Consider the following 21,688-nt stretch of genomic DNA (forward strand, 5'->3'; position numbering starts at 1 on the left):
TAACCTTTCTCGACAATCTGCAGACCTTTATTGGTCTGAATTTCTTTTTAATCGGCTATTAATACTCTTATGTTCTTTTCCTCTAGTTGTCTTATTGTTTCTTCATCTAAATTGGAATCCGTAATGATACAATCGACTTTTGAGATAGGAACAATTTGCGAAAAAGCCTTTGTTCCAAATTTGCTGGAATCTACCATCAGAATCCTTTCGTCGGAGATGTCAATCATTTGCTTTTTAAGCAGGGCCTGTAATTCATTAAAATCACTGAGCCCTCGGTCCATGTGAACCCCTTTACAGGAAAGAAATGATTTATTGACGTGATACATTCCAAGGGATCGCTCCGCAAGTGGTCCAACAAACGAAAGTGACTGGGCTAGCAAAGTTCCTCCTGTAGAAATCACTCTAATCTGTTCTTTTTTGCTAAGTTCAATCGATACTTTAATAGAATTAGTCAGAACAGTTAACGGCATGTCAGGCAGTTCCTTTGCGACATACCACGCCGTTGTGCTGGCATCCAATATAATTTGATCACCTGGTTCAATCGTTCTAACCGCTGCTGTTGCAATCGCCTTCTTTTGTTCAGCATTGGTAATTTCTCTTTCTAGGTACGAAGTTTCTCCTTGATTATCTTTTTCAATGCTGACTGCACCACCGTGACTGCGCATTAATAAATTTTCTTTTTCAAGCTTCTCTAGATCACGGCGAATCGTTTCTTCTGTAACTGAGAAAATCTTGCTTAGCTCGGAAACCCGAACACTTAATCGTTCATTGACCAATTCAACAATCTTCTTTTGCCTTTCTGCTACAAGCATGTTGTTATACCCCTTTTCCGCCAATCGTTTTTATTTATGTTGTTTTGTGTTTGTTTTATATGTGTTGTTACATTAAATATAACATAAATTTTTGAAAAACAAATACATAAAATCATAAAGTTATTCAAATTGCTGGTTATCCCAATTTAACAAGCCAATCACATGAAGATGATTGGCTTGAACTTTACGTATTAAACTAAAATTCCTTCTCTTTGTAGCTTGATATTCTTTGCTTTCATTTTTGCGGCACCCAAGAATAATACAGGAGAAGTGGAAACCTCATCCGCCAACAGTAAGTTCATTTGGTCAATTTTTCCTAGATAACGACCACTTTCCTTTACTTTTCTTTCCTGTGTTAAGCGATCCACCTCAATAAGACCAAATACCATCGAATATCCAGATTGCCATTCGAAATTATCGAAAGTCGTCCAGTGTAGATAACCCCGAATGTTTAATCCTTCTTCTAGGCAAGCTAGCACCCCATCTAAACCTTTACGGATAAATTCGACTCGCCGTGAGTCATCATTGGTTGCAATCCCATGTTCGGTAACCATAATGGGAATCGTTCATTCTTCTGCAACCTTCCGAATCACTTTTTCTAGAGCTTCAGGACAAAATTCATATCCCATTTGGGTAAGTTCCGCATCCTCTGCAGGTTTCACTTGTCCTTCTGGCCCATACACCTCTCTTGTGTAATTTTGCAGCCCGAAAAAGTCGTCCCCCCGCAATCATCGGTATATACTACTTAAAATAACTGTGCCATTTTTCTCGGCCAATTTTACCGCCAGGGATGGACTGAATATCAGATAGGGCCATTGATAAGCCTACTTTTGTATCTGGCTGAATCCGTTTGATGGCCTCCCGTAGTATTTTGATAGAATTCTCATCATAGATCTTGTGGAATGTAAAATATTTATCAATGGTGGTTCCACACAAGATAGCCGCTGAATCTCTCCATTTTGGAACCACCCAAGCACCCCTTTCAATTCCTACTGGTGGTATAAAGCCAATATTCGTAAACTCGCTGATCATCTTTGATATCAATTGGCTGGTGATCATCTGTATTCCCCCTCAACCAATTATATTTGGGATTGATTTACATTTTTTGTAGAATCCCCTCGGAAATGTGTAGAATAACTCCTAAATTTGTAGAATAGCTTAAAACTTGGTAGAATTCCGCCAATATTTTGTAGAAATCCCCTCGTTTTATTGAGTGGAAGGAAAACCCTCACTAATGTCTGTGCTAATAAAAAAAGAAGACCCAATTTGGGCCTTTATTTGTCCCTAATTGAGTCTTCAATCCCTATTATCGTTTTAATAAAACGTCTTGTTCATAAGCTTTTACTTCTTCTAACCATGATTCTTTAACTGGAACACCCATTTGCTCACAGTAATAATCCCAAACAGCGCCGAATGGATAGGTCTTGAATTCTTCCATTAATGCTAATCTTTCCGTAAAGTTGCCTTCTTCTTGAAGCTGCTTTAATTGCTCATTTGGAACAAGCATAGCATTTAGAAGGGCTTTAATCATATTACGAGTACCAATTGTCCAAGCCGCTACACGGTTGATGCTGGCATCAAAGAAATCAAGACCGATGAGCACACGGTCTAATGCATCATTACGTACGATTTCTAAAGCGATTTCTTTTAATTCATCATCAAGGATGACGACATGGTCACTGTCCCAACGTACAGGTCTTGATACATGCAAAGCAAGTTTCTCGCTAAACAGAAGCATTGAAGAGATTTTGTTGGATACCGTTTCCGTTGGATGATAGTGGCCTGTATCTAACAAGCATAATTTATTATTTTTCATGGCATAGTTTAAATAGAATTCATGAGAACCCACTACATAGGACTCTGATCCGATACCGAATACTTTACTTTCAACAGCATCCAAGTTGTATTTTTCGTCTACATCCACTGAAAAAATCTTATCCAAGGAATCTTTTAATCTCTTTCTTGGAGTCAAGCGATCACTTGGAACATCCTTGTAGCCGTCTGGAATCCAGATATTTGTTAAGGCAGGTGTACCAAGCTCTCTTCCAAAGTACTCACCAATTTTCCGGCTGACAATGCAGTGGTTAATCCAGAACTCACGAATTTCTTCATCTGGATGTGAAAGAGTAAGACCATCTGCTGATTTTGGATGAGAGAATAGAGTTGGGTTGAAGTCCAAGCCAAGTCCGTTTTCCTTTGCCCAGTTTACCCAGTTTTCAAAATGCTTTGGCTCTAATTGGTCTCTTTCTACTACTTCGCCATTTGTTTCTGCATAAATCGCATGCAGGTTTACACGGTGTTTACCAGGAATCAAGGATAGTGCTTTTTCTAAGTCAGCTCTTAGCTGCTCAGGTGTAGTGGCTTTGCCAGGATAGTTACCGGTTACATCAATGCCGCCTGACAATTCATGCTGATTCACTTCAAATCCGCCGATATCATCGCCTTGCCAGCAATGGATAGAAATTGGAACCTTTTTTAATGTTTCAAGAACTTCATCAACGTTAATTCCCCATTTAGCATACGCTTGTTTCGCAAGTTCATAATTTTCTTTAACAGACATTTTTATTCTTCCTTCCTTGTTTAATTTTTAACGGGCTGTGCCGGTAAATACTTTTTCACTTCAAAGGATTCTTTAATAATGCCACGGGCCTGATTAATTTCTTGGATTTCACCCAGCGCCATTAATTGAGCAGCAATATTACCAATCGCTGTTGCCTCAACCGGTCCGGCATTGACTTCCTTATTGGTCACATCCGCGATGAGCTGATTCAACATTTCATTTTGGCAGCCGCCGCCAATGACGTTAATTTTTTCAAACTGCTTTTCAAAAATTTCTTCAATTTCTTTTACTGCATCCTGGTAACTTACTGCTAAGCTATCATAAACGCATTTGGCTACTTCACCCGGTGTGCTTGGAATGGGCTGACCCGTTTCAACACAATAATTCATAATTTCCTGGACCATGTTGTCCGGTTTTAAGAAGCGGTCATCATTCACATTAACAATGGATTTGAAATCCTTTGCTGCTTCCGCTAACTCTACGAATCTAGCAAATGAATATTCATCATTATAGTTTCGTTTCACTTCCTGAATCATCCACAGACCCATGATATTTTTTAAGAATCGGTATTGGTAGTCAATTCCGCCTTCATTCGTAAAGTTATAATCCAATGCTTTGGTGACACAGATTGGGAAGTAGTTTTCTGTTCCAATCAGCGACCAAGTGCCGGAACTGATGTAAATCGTCCCGTCCTGTTCTGGAACGGCAATCACTGCAGAGCCAGTGTCGTGGGTTGCAGGAAGAATAACTTCCATATCAAAACCAAGCTCTGAAACCAATTCATCTCTGAGTGTTCCAAGTACTGTTTTAGGTGCTTTGATTTCCTGGAACATGTCCTTATTAATCCCAAGAACATCCAACAATTGATGGTCCCATTTCTTTGTAAACGCATTCACGAGCTGCGTTGAAGTGGCATTGGTATATTCATTCGCCTTCTTGCCTGTTAGCAGGTAGTTTAAATAATCGGGTATCATTAAAAATGTTTTGGCTTTTTCGAGAATTTCAGGATGATTCTTTTTAATAGAATAAAGCTGGTAGATGGTGTTAAATTTTTGGAACTGGATCCCAGTTTCTAAATACAGTCTTTCCTTGGAAATAAGCTGGAAGACTTCCTCCATCATTCCATCAGTCCGGGGGTCACGATAAGAAACCGCTTCCGTAATTGGCTGATCGTTTTCATCCAACAGCACAAAATCTACGGCCCATGTATCAATACCAATGCTGTCCGGTTTAATGCCCATTTCGAAACATTTTTTTAATCCATTTTTAATTTCCTGGAACAGCTTCTCAACTTCCCAGCAATAGTGGTCACCTTTTTTGACAATCTTGTTTTCAAAACGATGAATTTCATCTAGTTTTAATGAGCCATTTTCCAGCCAGCCTAAAATAAGTCTTCCGCTGGAAGCACCGATATCTACGGCAATACTGTACTTTGTCATGATCATCACCTTTCGGTCGTAAACGCTTACTTACATTATTATCATACTAGATATTTGAGTTTTTCCTATAACTTAATTGGTCTAATTTATTGTCCTTATTTGCCAGCATGATGATTTAATCCAAGGATCTGGAAAATAAAATAGGCGCTCCAATCAGCAGAGTTTTTATAAAATACCCTATCGCTTTACAGAGCCTTAAATGAAAAAGCCTGCAGAAATAATGCCTAATCTCTGCAGGCTTTGGGAGAATTCTTTTAGTATACGTCTTTCCACTCTGCGATGTTACTAGAATCAAATTTAAATGGATCTCCTAGCATGATTTGCGTGCCATCGCCATCTGCAACGACTTCTTTTTCGCCAAGATCACCTGCAGTAAATTTATCACCAACTTTACCAGTAATTTTGCTGCCTACAAGTGCTTCTGCAGCATAACCGGAAAGATAGCCGACGTCGATTGGATTCCACAAATACATCCAGTCACAGACACCGCTTTCGATATACTCGGCCATTTCACTTGGCAAACCAAGTCCTGTTAGCTTCACTTTGCCTTTTAAACCTTTATCTGTCAGCACCTTTCCTGCCGCAGCAATTCCGACGGTTGTCGGGGCAATAATGCCTTTAAGGTCTGGATAAGATTTTAACAGTGCTTCCGTTTCAGAAACACTCTTGTCTCGCAAGTCATCTCCATAAGCTACTTTTACAAGTTCGATATCTTTATATTTTGAATCCTCTAATTCTTTTTTCATCCACTCAATCCATGTATTTTGGTTGGTTGCTTGAGAAGTGGCACTTAGGATTGCGATTTGCCCTTTGCCGCCAATCATTTCCGAAATCGCTTGGATTTGAATACGGCCAATCCTTTCAGGGTCTGCCTGATTGACGTGGACCATACGGCTTTTGGCATTAACTGCCGAGTCTAAGGAAAGAACTTTTATTCCTTGATCCATTGCCTTCTTCAAGGCAGGCTGCAAAGCGTCAGGGTCATTTCCCACAATCGCAATACTGTCCACTTTCTGTGCAATCAGCTCTTCTATCATTTGAATTTGTGCTTCTGCAGTTGGCTGGTCCGGTGCTTTTAAGATGGCTTCATCGCCCTGTTCCTCGATCGCCTTCTTAAAGCCTTCCATTTGTTTTTCCCCATATGGATTCCCTGTGTTTTTAAAAATGATCGCAAACCGCTTCTTGCCATCCTTGCTTCCTCCGCCGCTTTTTTCACCGCTGCTGCTCGGCGCTGATTGGCTGCAGGCAGCTAGCACGGAGAATACCATAAAAAACGAAACCAAAACCATTACCCATTTTTTCATATCCCTTGCTCCCCTTTTCATTTGGTTTTATACAAACAGTCAAGGACTGCTTCGTAACAATTGATTATCCAGCAGCCTGATGCGATGGACTTTTAGAAGCCTTCGTTTTGGCTTTTGCCTTTGGCTTCAGATTGGGGACCATAACCGCAATAACGAGCAGCAGCCCGATAATAATCATTAATACTTGCGCTGGCATGTTGATTAATCCAAGTCCGTACCGGAGAAAGCCAATTAAAAATACTGCAATCACAGCCCCTAACATTCTGCCTTTTCCTCCTGCGGTACTGATTCCGCCTAAAACAACCATCGCAATCACATCAAGCTCATAGCCTGTGGCCACATTTGGCCTTGTACTTCCCATCCTGGATGTCAGAAATAAAGCAGTGACGGCTGACATGAGACCCGCTAAAGTAAAGACAATGAGTTTCATTTTGTCCACCTGAACTCCAGAAAAACGGGTAGCTGTCGGATTGTTTCCAATCGCATAAATTCTTCGTCCAAAGGTGGTTTGATGCAGCAAGAGACTAAATACTACAGCCAAAATGACGAATGCTATCAGAATAAACGGGATTCCGTAAAAATACCCCCAGCCAAAGAAACCAAACCACTCAGGAAATGAACCGACGGACTGATCCTCAAGGATGATATAGGCAATCCCGCGGTAGATAATCATGGTAGACAAAGTGACAATAACCGCCGATAATTCCTTAAACTTCACAATTAACAGACCATTGATGAATCCGCACAAAGCGCCTGTCGCCAAGCAAATAACGACAGCCAGTTCCATCGGCACTCCTAATGAATACAGATACCCCATAAGGACTGAAGCTAGTGCAACGATGGATGCAACGGAAATGTCTATATCACGAAGGATCATAATCAGTACCATCGGAAATACGATAAAAGCTTTATCAAGAAAAGTCATCGTGGCATCTCTTAAACCGCCGAAGGTAAAATAATAAGGGGATAAATTGATATTTACGATGTTAACTAGGATGAAAAGTATGACGAGCATCCATTCCCATTGAAGGAAAAATGATGTCAGCGAGAATTTTTTCTTGTTTAGATCCTCCATCTTAAATTTTCCTCCTCATTAGGGCATTCAAGTCTACTCCTCTTTTAACAAGGGCATTTAAGATTACAGCAAGCAGGATAATCGAACCCTGGATGCCCATTTGCCAGAATGGTGATACATTGATAAGCGGCAGAGCATTGTTAAGAATGCCAAGAAGGACAGATCCTAATATGATTCCTGAAATCTTCCCTGAGCCCCCTGCAATGTTTACCCCTCCAAGCACACATGCAGCAATCACTGTCAATTCATAACCTGTAGCCGTATCCCCCTGTGCAGAAGCAAACTTGGAAACCCATAATACACCGGCAAGACCTGACAATCCGCCCATCAACGTGTACACAAGCCAGATGATTCGATCATGGGGAATACCGCTGATTTTGGCCGATTCAGGATTGCTGCCCACTGCATAAATCTGTCTTCCTGTCCTGGTATGATTCAAAAAATAGTAAAATATCAAATACATAACGACAGCTATCAGAATCAAATGATTAATTCCCAGAAAAGAGCCTGTTGCGATTTCTTTAAAACTTGCCGGCATCTGATGAGCGCTTACCCATTTTCCTCCACTTACCATAAAGGTTAAGCCCCTGAAAATGTACATCATTCCCAGTGTGGCAATGATGGGCAAAACGCCAGCCTTTGCAATAATGAGACCAAGAACAGCACCGCACCCTAATCCGATGAGAATTCCTAAACCAACAGCCCAAATCGGATTTAGATTCGGATAGGCTCCTACCGTCAGTGCGGATATCATCCCTGCCAATGCAAGTGTTGCTCCAATGGATAAATCAATGCCTCTTGTAATGATCACCAGCATCATTCCAATCGCCAAGATACTTAGGATGGCAGTGTTGGTAATCATATCGTTCAAGTTTTCTATTGTTAAAAAAGAACCGTTTCTGAATTGCACGATAACCGATAAAATAATGATAAATAAGAGCAAACCTGCTTCCCTGAACTTGGAAATTCTCTCACTTAGGGAAGCTTTTTCTACAGTTTTTTCAGCCATTTTTATCCCACCTTTATCAACCAGCCGCTTCATCGATAACGCTGTCATTTTTATTGGACATGGCTGCTTCTAATATTGCCTCCTGTGTTGCTGAGCTTTTTTCCAGTTCTGCTGTCTGCCTTCCTTCCCGCATTACGAGAATGCGATCACTCATTCCCAGCACTTCCGGCATTTCGGAGGAGACCATGATGATGGCATAGCCTTGACGGGCCAAACCAGAAATGATCTCGTAGATCGCTGATTTCGCCCCGACATCGACCCCTTTTGTGGGTTCATCAAGAATGATAATGTTCAAATCCGAGGTCAATAGCTTTGCAACAGCCACCTTCTGCTGATTCCCTCCCGAAAGGGAACTAACCAAGTTAAAAATACTTGGAGTTTTTACATTTACTTTTTTTGAAAGATTACTAGCCAATTCGGTTTCTTTCTTTCGGTTAACCCAGCCCTTGTTTGATAAACGGGCTAATGCAGGTAGGGTAATGTTTTTATCAATTCCCCAAGATAAAATCAACCCCTGCTGTTGGCGATCCTCCGGCAAGTATCCGATTCCCTGTTTCATAGCATCCAGCGGATCAGCAATTCTGGTTTCTTTTCCATTGATAAAAATTCTCCCTTTATCTGCGGGCGCTATCCCAAAAAGCGCTTGGCATACCTCGCTTCTCCCAGCACCTACAAGGCCGGTTAAGCCAAGGATTTCCCCTTTGCGGAGATAAAACGATATATCGGCAAAAAATCCGGTTCTTCCTAAACTTTCCACCCTCAGCACTTCTTCCCCAATCTTGGCTTCCAGTTTAGGAAACAGCTGCTTAATTTCTCTTCCAACCATGGCCACAATCAAGTTTTCATTGGATATCTCAGAAATGCCCCAAGTCCCAATGTACTTAGCATCTCGAAATACGGTCACTTTGCTGGCAAGCCGATACATATCTTCAAAACGGTGGGAAATAAAAATGATAGAAGTGCCATGATCCCTTAGTTTTTCGGTGATGCGATATAGCTCCTCACTTTCATTCCGGGTTAACGCAGCAGTCGGTTCATCCATGATGATGATTTTGGCGTTTGTCGAAAGGGCTTTGGCAATTTCCACAATTTGCTGTTCGGCCACGCTCAGTGTTCCCATAGTCGCTTTTGAATCAAATTTTGCGCCAAGTTCCTTTAAAAGCAGGTTAGCCTCTTCATGCATCTCTTTCCAACGAATCCTCTTCGTCCCTTTCTGGACTTTTTCATGCCCCATGAAGATATTTTCAGTCACACTTAAATCCGGATAACAAGTCACATGCTGATAAATCGCCGCTATTCCTCGAGCTTTTGCTTCTTTGGGATTCCGTATCTCCACTTCTTGGCCATTTAGAAAAATTGTCCCGGCATCAGGCTGGTGCACCCCAGTAATGACCTTAATGAAAGTGGATTTTCCCGCCCCATTTTCTCCCATTAAGGCATGGATTTCGCCAGGTTTTAATTGAAACTGAACGTGATCGAGCGCCGTAACACCGGGAAAGGTTTTGGTGATTCCCTTCAGTTCGAGCACATATTCTGACATTATTTCACTCCTAACCTTGTGCTTTCAAATGCATATCGTCTAGGTATGGTTATTGAATCCGCTTACATATAATTTACTCATTCCCCCCTTTACAGAAAAGGCGATAACTTTCGGTTATGGGTGTCAACCTTCGGCAATTCTCCAAAAAAAAACCTCTTAACCAGAGGTTAGGAGGTGAATTTGGCCTTATCTTTAAACTTGGACGGGACTTCTCCAAAATATGTTTTAAATAATTTACTGAAATACTTGGTATCACTATAACCGACTTGTTGAGCGATATCATAGATTTTTAAATCGGTTGAGACTAGCAGTTCCTTCGCTTTTTCCAATCGCAGCCTTGTCACGAAATCCAATACTGTCTCTCCCGTTTGGCTCTTAAAACACTCGCAAAAATAGGTAGGATTCAAATGAATAATCTTCGCAATTTTTTCAATGGTTAGACTCTCTCCAAGATGATTGGCAATCCAGTTCTTGGCTGTTTCAACAGGGTCAAAAGTTCCTTGCTGATTATCCCTTTCTAAAATTGTCCATACTTTTTGCAGCCATACTTTTATATTATTCTTTAAACCTGCAAAATTGGATGACCGTTTCGTCAACTGCAGCCCTTCTTGAATTAAAAAGACCTCGTCTTTTCCACTTGCATTTTTTAGCAAAAGATTAACAGTCTGTACTGATAGTGATTGGATATTTCGTTCCATTTCTTCCGGCGAAACTAATTTTTCCAATTCTTTTAGATACTGATTCAGAAATAAAAATGCTTCTTCCCTTTGCAAACGCTCAAGAGCATGCAATAGTTTGCTAACTAATATATCCAACTCTTTCGTGTTCGTTTCATGTCGCAAAAGGTGCTTTTCTATTAGAGCAAAGGTATAGATTTGATTTCCTCCATAAATGAGACGAAATGGAAGTAAAGAAAGAAGCTGATCCCGTATATTTGGAAGCAAAGCAAGGTCCTCAAACATTTTGCTAACCGTAATCGTACCTGATGTGCGAATCGTATATTTCAACACGGACAGCAGCTTTTCGGCTAGAAGTAACTCCTGTATATTTTCTTCTGTTTCACTGTGGAGCAACAGCCAATAGGAAGACAAATCTCCCTTCCAATACCAGTAGGATATTTTTGTCCCCTGATAAAGCCCATACAGTACCTTGGCTATTTCGTCCTCCATTCTATTAATCCAAGCAACAGGTGCAACTGGCTTTAACCCTGAATCAGTGTCTTTGGAAACAAATAATAGTATGAAATTGCCGCTTCGAAATTCTTTTGTCCACTCCATCTCGGAAAGATCGATATCTTCCCCTCTAGTCAATTCACTCAATCTTTGAATCTGTTTTACATGGTTGATTTGAAAATTAACTTCCTCTTCCATCTCCCATTTATGCTGTATTTTCTCTTTTATCTTTTCCATCTGACTGCGGAACTCTTTTCGCATCAGGGGTTTTACCATATAATCAACGGCCCCCTCGCGTATGGCACCCTGCAAATATTTAAAATCATTGAATCCGCTAATGACAATCGCTTCAAAGTCTGCCTTCATTCTCATTTCCTTTATTAATTCCAACCCGTCCATGCCTGGCATTTTAATATCGGTAATCAATAAATCAAAAGGAATATTGGCCTTTTGCAAGCACTCCTGCCCACTATTGAAACTGGCGACAATTTCAAATTCCTCACCGCACGATACTACTAACCTCTCAATCCCTCTTCTAATTCTGTTTTCATCATCTACAACAATGGTTCTAATTTTTCTCGTCTTCACCCTCACCACCCCCGCCCATTTTTATACCCAGATTTTCCAGCTTCATTAATGGAATGACAATGATGACCTCCGTACCTTGGTTCATCTGACTTTCAATCTTTAATCCGTATTGTTCACCGAACATCATGGCTAATCGTCCATGAACATTGATCAGTCCAAATCTGGCATCACGTTTCCCTAATGGGTCAGATTCCAGTTCATTCGTTAGTTGTGTTACTATTTCTTTTGGCATACCAGGACCATTATCAATAATCTTAAAAAGTACTTCTTCTCTGTTTTTTACTAAGTTCATCTGACTTGAGATAAAGATTTCAATTCTAAAATTCTGCTGATGGTCGAGGCCGTGTTTAATGGCGTTCTCCACGATTGGCTGCAGGATAAACTTTGGCGTCAGATATTTGTTTGTATCAATTTTTTCATAAATGTAAAATTCAATTCGATCCTCGAACCTTATTTTTTGAATGGTTAAATAATCCTGCATATGCTGAACCTCTTGATCAATGGTCACCACTTTTTCTTTATTGCTAATGGAATACCTAAGCATCCTCCCAAGCAACGAGACCATTTCAACGACTGTTTCCTCTTCATCCTCCTCAACCGCCATCCCAATCGTTTCTAAGGTATTGTACATAAAATGCGGATTAATTTGCGATTGGAGTGCATAAAGCTCGGCTTCCTTTTGCTGTAATTTGATTTGATAGTTTTGTTTAATCAAATCCTTAATCTCCAGAACCATAGAATTAAAGCTTTTAGCCAGCATCCCTACCTCATCACTGCTCTCGATGGGCAAGTCCACATCAAAGTCTCCTTTTTCCACTTTTTTCATTAGACTGGTTAATCGATGAATTGGCCTTGATACATTCCAGGCTAAGAAAATCGAGATAATCGTACTTAATAAGACAACGAGGACAAAGACAATAATGGTCGTATTACGAACTAAATCCGTTCGTTCTGTTAAGTTTTTCAACGGTATACTCTGTTCCAGAATCCAGTCTTCAGAACCTGTTCTGCTAATACTGATTAGCCTGTTCTCGTCTTCATTTGTTGTTTTAAAGCTGCCGTTAATTTTGGGATAGTCGGCCAGATGTTTGTTTATCCGACCAATATACTGCAAATTGGAGTGATAAATGATATATCCAGTATTAGTCATGAGGGAAATTTGCGCTTGCTGTTTGGTGTTTATTTTTTCGAAAATTGATTTAAACGAAGACATATCTACAGCAATAAACATGGTACCGAGATTCATCCGATTTTCTGTATCGGTAATCTGCCGCATTAAAAGAATGTAAGGAGGGGCATCTTTAAACCTAAGATTGGTTTGATTCGGAAGAATGATGGCTTGCTTCCCATTTAAATCCATATCTTGCCCATATGGCAAGGCAATACTCTCAAACCCCGTATAGGACACTTTGGAACTTTGAAACAACCGATTTTTAGATAAAATAAACACCCCTAATATGTCCGGATTGCCGCCATTAATAAAGGTTTTGGTTAAATAGCTATTGACGATAAACTGATCCTGCAAAAGGGAGGAATTAGTTTGAAACGTATCCTTTCTCAAAACCTCAATTACTTGGGCAGAATTATAGAGGAGATCGGGAAGCTGCCTTATATCATTCAGGTAGGCATTAATCTGTTCATGTGCCTGTTCGAGGAGTTTGGGAATATTCTCCCCTACCTGTTCTTCAATCGATTTTGTGTATTGATTATAGGCGGTAAGGCCAATTAAAGCCATTGGTATGACAGTAATGAAAATATAGGTGACAATTAATTTGGTCATTAATCGATGATTTTTGACTTGCTTCCATTTAAAAATCATACTGATCCACATTTTCCTTTGTAAAATCAATGGGTTCTCCCATGATGACCATATCGTCCTTTACACTGATTTTTCCAACTTGCGGGATATCTTGACGATCATATGGCTTTTTTCCCTCTATAAGGTTGGCCGCAATGGCTACGGTCAGAAAGCCAAGCTTTTTGGGGCTCCAAAGGGTCACAACTTGGGCAGCGTTTATTTTTAAATATTCATTCATTGGGTTAGGCGGAGATAAACCCACCACTGCGACTTTCCCTGACTTCCCCGCTTCCTTTACAGCTTGGGCTGCGGCAGGAGGGCCAACGGAAGAATTCCCAATGATCCCCTTTAAATTCGGATATTCCGCTAAAAGCTGCTTAGCCTGGATATAGGCTTTATGTGGGTCATCATCTGATGCTGTCACTTCGACAAGGTTCATTTTCGGATAATATTCTCTTCGTTGGATTTTAATCCAGTTTAACCAGACATTTAAATTTGCCGCTGATTCTGCACCGGTAATAATAGCAAAATCCCCTTCCTCATTCACATTCCAGGCTAGCGTATCCATCAAATGCCTTCCCAGTGTCTCAGGGTCAACCATGTTGATGAACAGTTCTCTAGAACTTGAGTGGGTGTCCGCATCCCATGTAATCACCTTTATATTTTGGCTTTGGGCCTTTTTCATGACTGGGACCAATTTATCGGGGTCGTTGGCAGAAACAGCAATGACATCGACTTTTTCATTGATTAATTCATTGATAATTTTGATTTGCTGGTCTGCATCCGCGACAGCAGGCCCTCGGTAAATGACATGTACCCCAAGGTCTTCCCCGGCTTCAATGGCCCCTTCTTCCACTGCATTAAAGTAAGGAATGTTGACTAACTTAGGAACCAATGCGATCGTTACCTGCCTTTTTTCGTTTGTTTCACTCTGGGTTTTCACCTCTCCACTGGAATATACAATTTCATAAGCAGGCTTTTGACTGCAACCCGCAAGGAAAAGAATCAATAAAAGGAACAGAGAGACTCTTCTTTTCATCATCCAATATCCCATCCGATTTATTAGAAGATTTAGATTATACTAATTTTACCACATTCACCCTGATTACTCGTATAAAATAGGAAAAAGGTGCCGGTTTTTAGCCGACACCTTGCAAATTTCAAAAGTTTTATAGAGTTACAGTCCGTACGCCTAATAGATCTCCCACTTTGTTGAACAAGGACGCATTATGACCAATTGACATGGCGCAATGGTGGGTTGGCGCCTCATTGAACCATTTCTCCATATAAATATCTGGATGTTCTTTAAACTTAACCGGGGTTTGCGTATTGCCAATTCGCATAATCGGCCCATCTGTGGATTCGGCCTCACTGATAATCAGCTTAAGCCTTCCATCACCTGTTTGGGTTACATTCAGCGTGGTGATTGAGCCTGTTTTTATCTTTGCTTCTACTGAAACTCCAGTACCCTGCTTTCCATGGTAAAGCCCCATACCCCTTAGTATTGGCTTACCATCGGAGATCGCAATGTGAAAAGGACCATCATGTCCCAACAAGATGGTTTCATCTACATAATCGACGACGACGATTTCTGAAAAACTGCCTCCTGTTCCAAGAATGTCACAGATTTTCATGGCAATCGCCGTTTTAAAGTCACCTTCGCCAGAGCATGGAATTCCTTTGGCGGTCAACAGGGAATGACCGACTATAAAGCCGGCTTGCAGTTTCTCATATTCGCTGTTTGGGGCACCATGATAATAATAGCTGAGCGCATCTAAATCATACTCACGTACTAACTTCTCTTGTGCTGCGGCCACTCTACAGGACCACTCCATTTGTTCAACCGTTGGCTTTTTGGCGATCGGATCGGATGGGGAGTCTCCGCTGATTTCAAAAATCTCGTTGATTTCGTCCATTTTCCGCTTTACTTCCACTTCAGTTACCTGCTTTACCAAACTGTCCAAATCACACATTTCCAATATTTCCACATGTATTCCCGTCTGCGCCTGGATCATAGTAAAATCACTGTACATATCCAGCATTCCGCTGTAGGTATTCCCCAAAAAGCCGAACCTGCTGTGTCTCAGCGTTCTTGGTACGGAGGCTGCCCGAATCCAATCCTCAATCTGCTGCCATGCACGAATTGCCTCTTTCCGCTCATTGGTTTTCTCATTGGTTAGCGAGATTTTAGGCGTATAGTCCAGTCCTAACAGCCCATTGACCACTCTAAATTTAATACCGCTCCGATTGAATGCATTGGCAATCTCAGGTGTCGGGCATGCACCGCAATGAGCGAGCCACTCCCCTGTTGTGGTGGATTCATAATTGACTCTTTCGGTGGGCTGCAGGTTTAAGACGACAGCAGGGGCCTTGCAGATTTGATGGACAGGAAGTATGGCAGAGCTAGTCGAATAGGTGCCGGAGTGGCAAAAGACAATGTCTACGTTTTTTTCATTAAACCATTCCCCGGCACGCCTGGCTTCCACTTCCGTATCTACTAATCCATAATTATAGACTTCCCCGTAACGTGACATTTTAGACTCAATGAACTTACCGTATTCTATAAGTCTTTCTTTTAAACCAGGAAATTGGTTCCAATAGGCTTGCAGACCAATCGTGTATAAACCAACTCTTGGCTTTTTTACCGGTTTTATTGGTGTCAACATTATTTTTCAACCCCTTACTTGTGTACGCTTACAACCATGATAAATAATCTTTAGATATATTGTAAGGTGTCAACTTTCGGATATAGTGGGCAAATTTCTGATTTTATAAATTCAGATAACCTTTATTGAATGTTCAATTATTTTAGACAGCTGTTTCGAGCGGATGCTGCTGCCAAAGAACATAAAGTATTTCAGTTTAAAAGTTAAAAACCTTCTACCCATAAGTAGAAGGCTCAGATTGTCATAAAAATGTATATACTTGATTATACAAAAAAGGTAATATGTAGGTAATCTTAGTTATTTGCCCTGTTGATTGGAGCGGAAGGCGCGGAGACTCCTGCGGGAGTACGGAGCAGGGGAGACCCCGCAGGCGCTTTGCGCCGAGGAGGGCTCACCGCAACGCCCGCGGAAAGCGAAGCGCCTGGAGCGCAAATCAACAGCCCCCATAAAAAGAACAAAAGAAGACTGCAGGCAAACCCGAATTCTTTCGGATTTGTCGACAGTCTGAACCTTCTACCCATAAGTAAAAGGCTAGATCAATTCACTAAATACTTGCTAAGACTTTATATTCCGGAATAGCTCTCACATCCCGAATGTTGGCTATTTCTTCCCCATCGAAGGTTTCAACGTATGCTTGGTTAACATGTTTTATCATTTTCCCTTTACGGAGCGGTGAAATGAATAAATACATCCCTTTGTTGATAATTTCTGATTCAAAACGTTTTAAGCCAATTTCCCATTGCAATCCATTATAGAAATGATCATTGATTAGTTTCCCGTCAATAAAGGCATTCCCGGTATCACCAACATAATCAATCTCTAAAAAGACATCGTTGAGACCATCAAGTAAATCATGACCAAACTCAATAACAAGGCGATGATCGCCAGCTTTTCTTGTTTTGAGCTGTACCTCTTTTTTGACCTGCTCGATTTCATACTGATCAAAAATACCAGTTTTCCCCTTTATACAGATGCCTCTTGATAGTTTTAAATCATGAGTGACCCCAGGGTAAACATCCAATGATATTCGATGATTTCTTGAGACAACCTCCAAGTTTCCATTGCTTAAGGTAAGATCGGCTTTACTAATAAACAGCCGATTTTGCCCCCATAAATCGAGTTTAATAGAATTCAATGCTTGTTCCCTAGTCAAAGTAGTTATTTTTACTTTTTTGCCAACTGGTCCTGTAAGAACAATCTCGGTATCTAATCCTGAAATAGTTTTTATAATCACTTTACCTGCTACTTGAACAATATCAGCACCAAGACATTCATAGTTTCCTAGTTGTGCTTCCTTAAAGCAGTATTCCGCCCCCATTCCCTGGTGTTCATAGAAGAAGTAATGGGCACCCCAATCTAGGTCGAGTTTCGTAAGGGGCTGACATGTAGAATAATTGAGAGTTAAACCATTTAAGTCTAGGTTAAAAGGAAGTATGGCACATTTATTTTTCTTAAGAGTCATCCCCCCATGATAAGGGAACACCAGTGTTTCATTATTTAGTTTGAGTTCAAATTCAATATCTTTCATGTCCCGCATTTCTACATGGTCTTGGTAATTGTTTAAAAATATAAAACCTGAATCATTGTGCACTCTAGTACTATAACGCAGATCTTTGGTATTTTCAGGCTGGATTTTTTCAGGATTATACGGAACAACGGTTTTTCCTGGTGCCAACTGATCTCCGAACTCGTGGAGAAACATAAATAACGATCGTAAATAGCGATAAGAATCTGCTAGTTGACCAAACTCCCGAATCGGTGCCTGAAAATCATAAGAAATTTTTGGAACCGTAAACTCGTTCATATATCCATGTTTGCCGATGCGGTTCGATCCGCCGTGATACATATAATACCCTACCAAATTACTGCCGCTCCCGATTTTCACTACCGTCATGGCTTCAACACTTTCTGGCGGTACTACAGGTCTATGATTATAAGTGATTTGGATGCCTCCACCCATCTCACAATACGCAAGCGGATAATCATTCTGTTGGTACTCGTTATTATCATTCTGATTAGTGTGTAAATCCCTAAAAAGAAATTCTTTTGTAGGAGGCTGTACATAATTTTCATCTGGATTCCATGGTGTAAAGGCATATCCCGCAAGCATTGGCAGCATATTATGTTCTATAATCGCTGCCCCGCCCCAGGCCGTCCCTGTAAAATAGGCGGGTATAAGACCTGCTCCAGTGGCCAATTTTTTTAACTCGATTAGATGTGCAGCACCATCACGCCCTGCTGTCATATAGGTACCTTGTTTATAGGCTAATTCCCAAGGCGCACCTGCATGCATATATTCATTTTCTAATTGAATACCAACAATCGGTCCCCCATCTTTGTACAATAGCCCCTGTACCTGTCTCCCGATTTCATCGTACCATCTTTTGGCATAATGCAAGTATTCAGGATCATTGGAACGAATATCAAAGGGACGGCCATATAACCAGTCAGGAATGCCGCCATTTCTCACTTCACCATGTGCAAATGGTCCAATTCTTAAAATGACTTTCATGTCATTTCTTCCACATAAGTTGACAAAATAACGTAGATTATTATTTTCAGTCCAATCAAATTGGCCTTCTTCTTCTTCGTGGTAATTCCAAATAACATAACTAGCCAAAAGATTGACCCCGCCAGCTTTTATTTTGCGGATGCTTTCCTCCCAATAGCGATAGGGATAACGGCCATAATGAAATTCACCGACAATCCCAAAATAGGGTTTTCCATTGACCATCATGTAATAATTGCTAAAGCTGATTTCTTCTCCTTGAGGATTGCTGCCGCCCATTTGAAGGTGACCTGAATAGATTTCTTTTTTGACCCCCTCAAGATTTACCTTATATAAAGACATGAATGTGTTTCTCCTTATTTGGATTCAATCTAACACTTACATCAAAAAAATTACCACGTTCCTTGAAGCTTAAATAAACCAAGCAGTTCACCAACCGTTAACGTCGAAGTCGGGGTAAATTTTTCACTCATTAAATAATTAATATATTGATGCAAAAGTGCCTCCGCTTCGGGTCGTTTTAAATATGGCAATATATTAAAACTTGTGACAAATAGCTTGCCTTCTCCTATATTGACCTCATAAGAATAGGTTAAATGTTTTCCACGGTTATGATTGTCAATAACCTCTACAATCGGTTCGACTTGCGGAACCGTATCTAGATTGAGGGCGACGGCACGGTCAACTAGATAAAACCAATTCCAGTTCGAGGTTCCATCATGCGGATAATTTTTTAAAGATGGATGATCATGAATAATCATCCCCATGGTCGTCCCAACCTGCGATGGGAACCAAACATAATTCCAGAAGATCGGCAGAAACCTTGTTTTCACTTCATCGAATTGATTTCCTTCTTTGGCGATAATCCACGCTTTGCCCCCGTCTAGAAGGAATTGCAACAATTCTGGAGACAAATGGTCTGACACGGCCAAATCAATGTCTTTTGCTCCCTTATAACTAAAGCCATCAAATCCAATTTTCCCTGCAAACTTTGCGCCAAACAGAGAAGTCCTTAACTCTTGAACGTCTGTCCAGATTCTTTTTGATTCTTTGTGCAGAACAGCTCGTTTGTAAGTCCAAAACTCCCATTCGTTCTTTAAAGTTTTTTCTTCCGACCTGAGCATGACTTTCAATGTTAGTGGCAGACTCTCATCCGCAGGGGTTGCCACTTGGATTCTTCCTAGTGATGTTATTTCGCCTGATTTGGCCTCAGGGATGATGATCGCCCCAGTTTGATAAACGGCTTGACCTGTGACTACTTCCCATTGCAGTGTACAACCTGCGAAGTCAAACTTACTATAATTAGATAAATCTATATCGACTTGAAGCCTTTCGCCTGCATACAGTGTTCGTTCAAAGCTTCTCATCAGCAGGACGGCATCATCATTGAAGGCCCGGAACTCTTCAGGTGTAATCGTTCCCTTATTATCCCAAAAAACATCTAAAACACCAGTTGTCGCGTGACCTTGACCAGGGAAGTCCCTTATATCTAATAGTTGAATCCCAGCAAGACCGGATGTTCTTCTTGCTCTTTCAATGTTTTCCTTATATGCTCTCGCTTGGAGCTTTCCGGATGCCGCAATATAATCATGCATTCGATTAAGCAGATTTTTCTTTTCTAATGTTTCCATTGTCGTTTTAAGCCAGTGCGGTTGCAAAATTCCCTTATACTTATCTTGCTCCTCGGGACGAACATACATGGTAAATTGTCCATGCTCGTGCCCAATCAGTGGTTTAGAAGCTTGCATCGTAATCATATGATAATCTTCATAAGTATTTGGAGTCCCTGCATAGTCAATTGTAATCGGTTTATGATGATTTAAGGTCGGAATGAAATAGTCACCTTCGCGGTCATTCGGCGGCAGATGGCCAAAGCCAGTGTTGTCTGTATAAAGCCGTGTAGGATCAAGAGTCCTGCATAACCGTACCAGCTCATTCAGTGCTTCATGGCCTTCTGCACTAATTAATTCATTACCTAGAGACAATAAAACAAAGGATGGATGTACCTGTAATGTATCAATGATTCTTTTAAGCTCTCTTGTTAAAAATTGATGCACTTCCGAATTTGGTTCTTTTCCCCGTTCCTTATAAAAGAAAGACCAATGAGGCAATTCAGTTTGGACGAGCATCCCTTCTTCATCAGCTGCATCCCAAAACGGTTTTGGCGGAGTCCATCCATGCAGGCGGACATGATTGAATCCATACTCCTTAACGGTTTTAAATTGGTTGCGATAATGTTCTTTATCCCAGCTTGGGTAACCAGTTTGTGGGAATATGCAACAGTCCACATATCCCCGTAAAAATGTAGGCTGATTATTGATTAAAAAGGTTTTCCCCTTGGTTTCTATTTTCCGGATACCTACAGAGAGTTCAAACTGATCCACAATGGTCTCAGATTCTATCAAATCGACAGTGACTTTATAAAGATAGGGATGATCATCGTCCCAATAGTGAACTTCATCCCAAAAAGGAAGTGAGACTGTCATTTTGCTTTTGGTTAACGCCAGTGGTTCGATGTGCTGTACTTCCAGTTTTTCCGCTCCAGTATAAATGTTAAACGCTAGAAAACTATCATGTTCTAAACGAGCTGAATTTTTTATTTCTATTTCGAATTCAACCTTTTGATTCTCCAGATCAGATTGATACTTTACAGTTTCGATACTTGTTTTATGGGTGGTCTCTAAAAAAGCGCCTCCCGTAATGCCCCCCCAGTTTGTCGCTGTATGGTAGGAATGAATATGGCTTTCATGTAGAGGATACCTCATTTCATTATTCACATAGATGACTATTTCATTGGCCTGACCGAAAGTTAAATAGTTTGTAAGATCAAAAACATGATCACTGATTAGGCTTTCGCCTTCGCCGGCAAGTTGATTGTTAATATATACTCTTGTAATCCAACGAACGCCGCGTAACACTAATTTAATGGATTGGTCCTTCATTTCTTCAGAAATGTAGATTTTCCTTGAATACCAAGCTGTTCCAACATATTCACGTTCCTTTTTCCAAGCACCGATTGGATTATGTTTGGATGGCTGTCCAAAGCCTTGTTCTTCCCAAGAACCCGGGATATTTATTTGGCTGTTTCCTTTATGATTGAATATATCTCCCGGCAATAGCTTGTCTTCCGGGTCGAGAAGAATATGCCAAGTGCCATTAAGAGATAGGCGATTACGAACACCTTTTTTATGAGTTTCGAACAAAAAACATTCCTCC

General features: G+C 40.8%; 15 protein-coding genes. All 15 read right to left on the reverse strand.

Annotated elements, in window-relative coordinates:
- Positions 1-47: 47 nt before the first annotated feature.
- The 15 genes from BN2425_RS17905 to BN2425_RS17975 all read right to left on the reverse strand — a co-directional run bounded on the left by BN2425_RS17905 (position 48) and on the right by BN2425_RS17975 (position 21,675).
- Positions 48-812 carry a DeoR/GlpR family DNA-binding transcription regulator gene (locus BN2425_RS17905; protein ID WP_042462323.1) on the reverse strand — a complete coding sequence of 255 codons (765 nt, stop codon included), beginning with the start codon at positions 810-812 and terminating at the stop codon, positions 48-50.
- Positions 813-1,003: 191 nt separating this feature from the next.
- A complete protein-coding gene (locus tag BN2425_RS23160; RefSeq protein ID WP_052352945.1) occupies positions 1,004-1,366 on the reverse strand; it encodes a family 1 glycosylhydrolase in 363 nt (120 codons plus the stop codon).
- Between the two features lie 187 nt (positions 1,367-1,553).
- Positions 1,554-1,871 (reverse strand): hypothetical protein, encoded by a 318-nt coding sequence (locus BN2425_RS23165; protein ID WP_052352946.1) that lies wholly within the window; start codon positions 1,869-1,871, stop codon positions 1,554-1,556.
- 247 nt (positions 1,872-2,118) lie between these two features.
- Positions 2,119-3,372 carry an L-rhamnose isomerase gene (gene rhaA / locus BN2425_RS17920; protein ID WP_042462325.1) on the reverse strand — a complete coding sequence of 418 codons (1,254 nt, stop codon included), beginning with the start codon at positions 3,370-3,372 and terminating at the stop codon, positions 2,119-2,121.
- A 20-nt stretch (positions 3,373-3,392) separates the two neighbouring features.
- Positions 3,393-4,811 carry a rhamnulokinase gene (gene rhaB, locus BN2425_RS17925; RefSeq protein WP_042462328.1) on the reverse strand — a complete coding sequence of 473 codons (1,419 nt, stop codon included), beginning with the start codon at positions 4,809-4,811 and terminating at the stop codon, positions 3,393-3,395.
- 254 nt (positions 4,812-5,065) lie between these two features.
- Positions 5,066-6,115, reverse strand: coding sequence for a rhamnose ABC transporter substrate-binding protein (gene rhaS / locus BN2425_RS17930; protein ID WP_042462330.1), 1,050 nt, complete (start codon positions 6,113-6,115; stop codon positions 5,066-5,068).
- Positions 6,116-6,179: 64 nt separating this feature from the next.
- The gene (locus BN2425_RS17935; protein ID WP_042462332.1) at positions 6,180-7,190 is read right to left on the reverse strand and encodes an ABC transporter permease; all 1,011 of its coding nucleotides are present in this window, start codon (positions 7,188-7,190) and stop codon (positions 6,180-6,182) included.
- A 1-nt stretch (position 7,191) separates the two neighbouring features.
- On the reverse strand, positions 7,192-8,199 hold the full coding sequence (locus BN2425_RS17940; RefSeq protein WP_154663542.1) for an ABC transporter permease: 1,008 nt from the start codon (positions 8,197-8,199) through the stop codon (positions 7,192-7,194).
- A 16-nt stretch (positions 8,200-8,215) separates the two neighbouring features.
- Entirely contained in the window at positions 8,216-9,739 is a 1,524-nt protein-coding gene (locus BN2425_RS17945; protein WP_042462336.1) for a sugar ABC transporter ATP-binding protein, read from the reverse strand.
- Positions 9,740-9,906: 167 nt separating this feature from the next.
- A complete protein-coding gene (locus BN2425_RS17950; RefSeq protein ID WP_042462337.1) occupies positions 9,907-11,499 on the reverse strand; it encodes a response regulator transcription factor in 1,593 nt (530 codons plus the stop codon).
- Positions 11,480-13,318 carry a cache domain-containing sensor histidine kinase gene (locus BN2425_RS17955; protein ID WP_042462340.1) on the reverse strand — a complete coding sequence of 613 codons (1,839 nt, stop codon included), beginning with the start codon at positions 13,316-13,318 and terminating at the stop codon, positions 11,480-11,482. Before BN2425_RS17955 ends, BN2425_RS17950 begins: the two co-directional genes overlap by 20 nt.
- Complete coding sequence (locus tag BN2425_RS17960; RefSeq protein ID WP_042462342.1) at positions 13,308-14,339, reverse strand: autoinducer 2 ABC transporter substrate-binding protein; 1,032 nt, start codon at positions 14,337-14,339, stop codon at positions 13,308-13,310. The genes BN2425_RS17955 and BN2425_RS17960 overlap by 11 nt, the downstream gene beginning before the upstream one ends.
- 127 nt (positions 14,340-14,466) lie before the next feature.
- Positions 14,467-15,963 carry an L-fucose/L-arabinose isomerase family protein gene (locus BN2425_RS23170; protein WP_042462344.1) on the reverse strand — a complete coding sequence of 499 codons (1,497 nt, stop codon included), beginning with the start codon at positions 15,961-15,963 and terminating at the stop codon, positions 14,467-14,469.
- A 544-nt stretch (positions 15,964-16,507) separates the two neighbouring features.
- Positions 16,508-18,814 carry a beta-galactosidase gene (locus BN2425_RS17970; RefSeq protein ID WP_042462346.1) on the reverse strand — a complete coding sequence of 769 codons (2,307 nt, stop codon included), beginning with the start codon at positions 18,812-18,814 and terminating at the stop codon, positions 16,508-16,510.
- Positions 18,815-18,864: 50 nt separating this feature from the next.
- Positions 18,865-21,675: a glycoside hydrolase family 2 protein gene (locus BN2425_RS17975; protein ID WP_042462348.1), complete on the reverse strand. Its 2,811-nt coding sequence runs from the start codon at positions 21,673-21,675 to the stop codon at positions 18,865-18,867.
- Positions 21,676-21,688 lie beyond the last annotated feature (13 nt).

It is taken from the genome of Neobacillus dielmonensis, assembly GCF_000612665.1.
Taxonomy (GTDB): domain Bacteria; phylum Bacillota; class Bacilli; order Bacillales; family Cytobacillaceae; genus Neobacillus; species Neobacillus dielmonensis.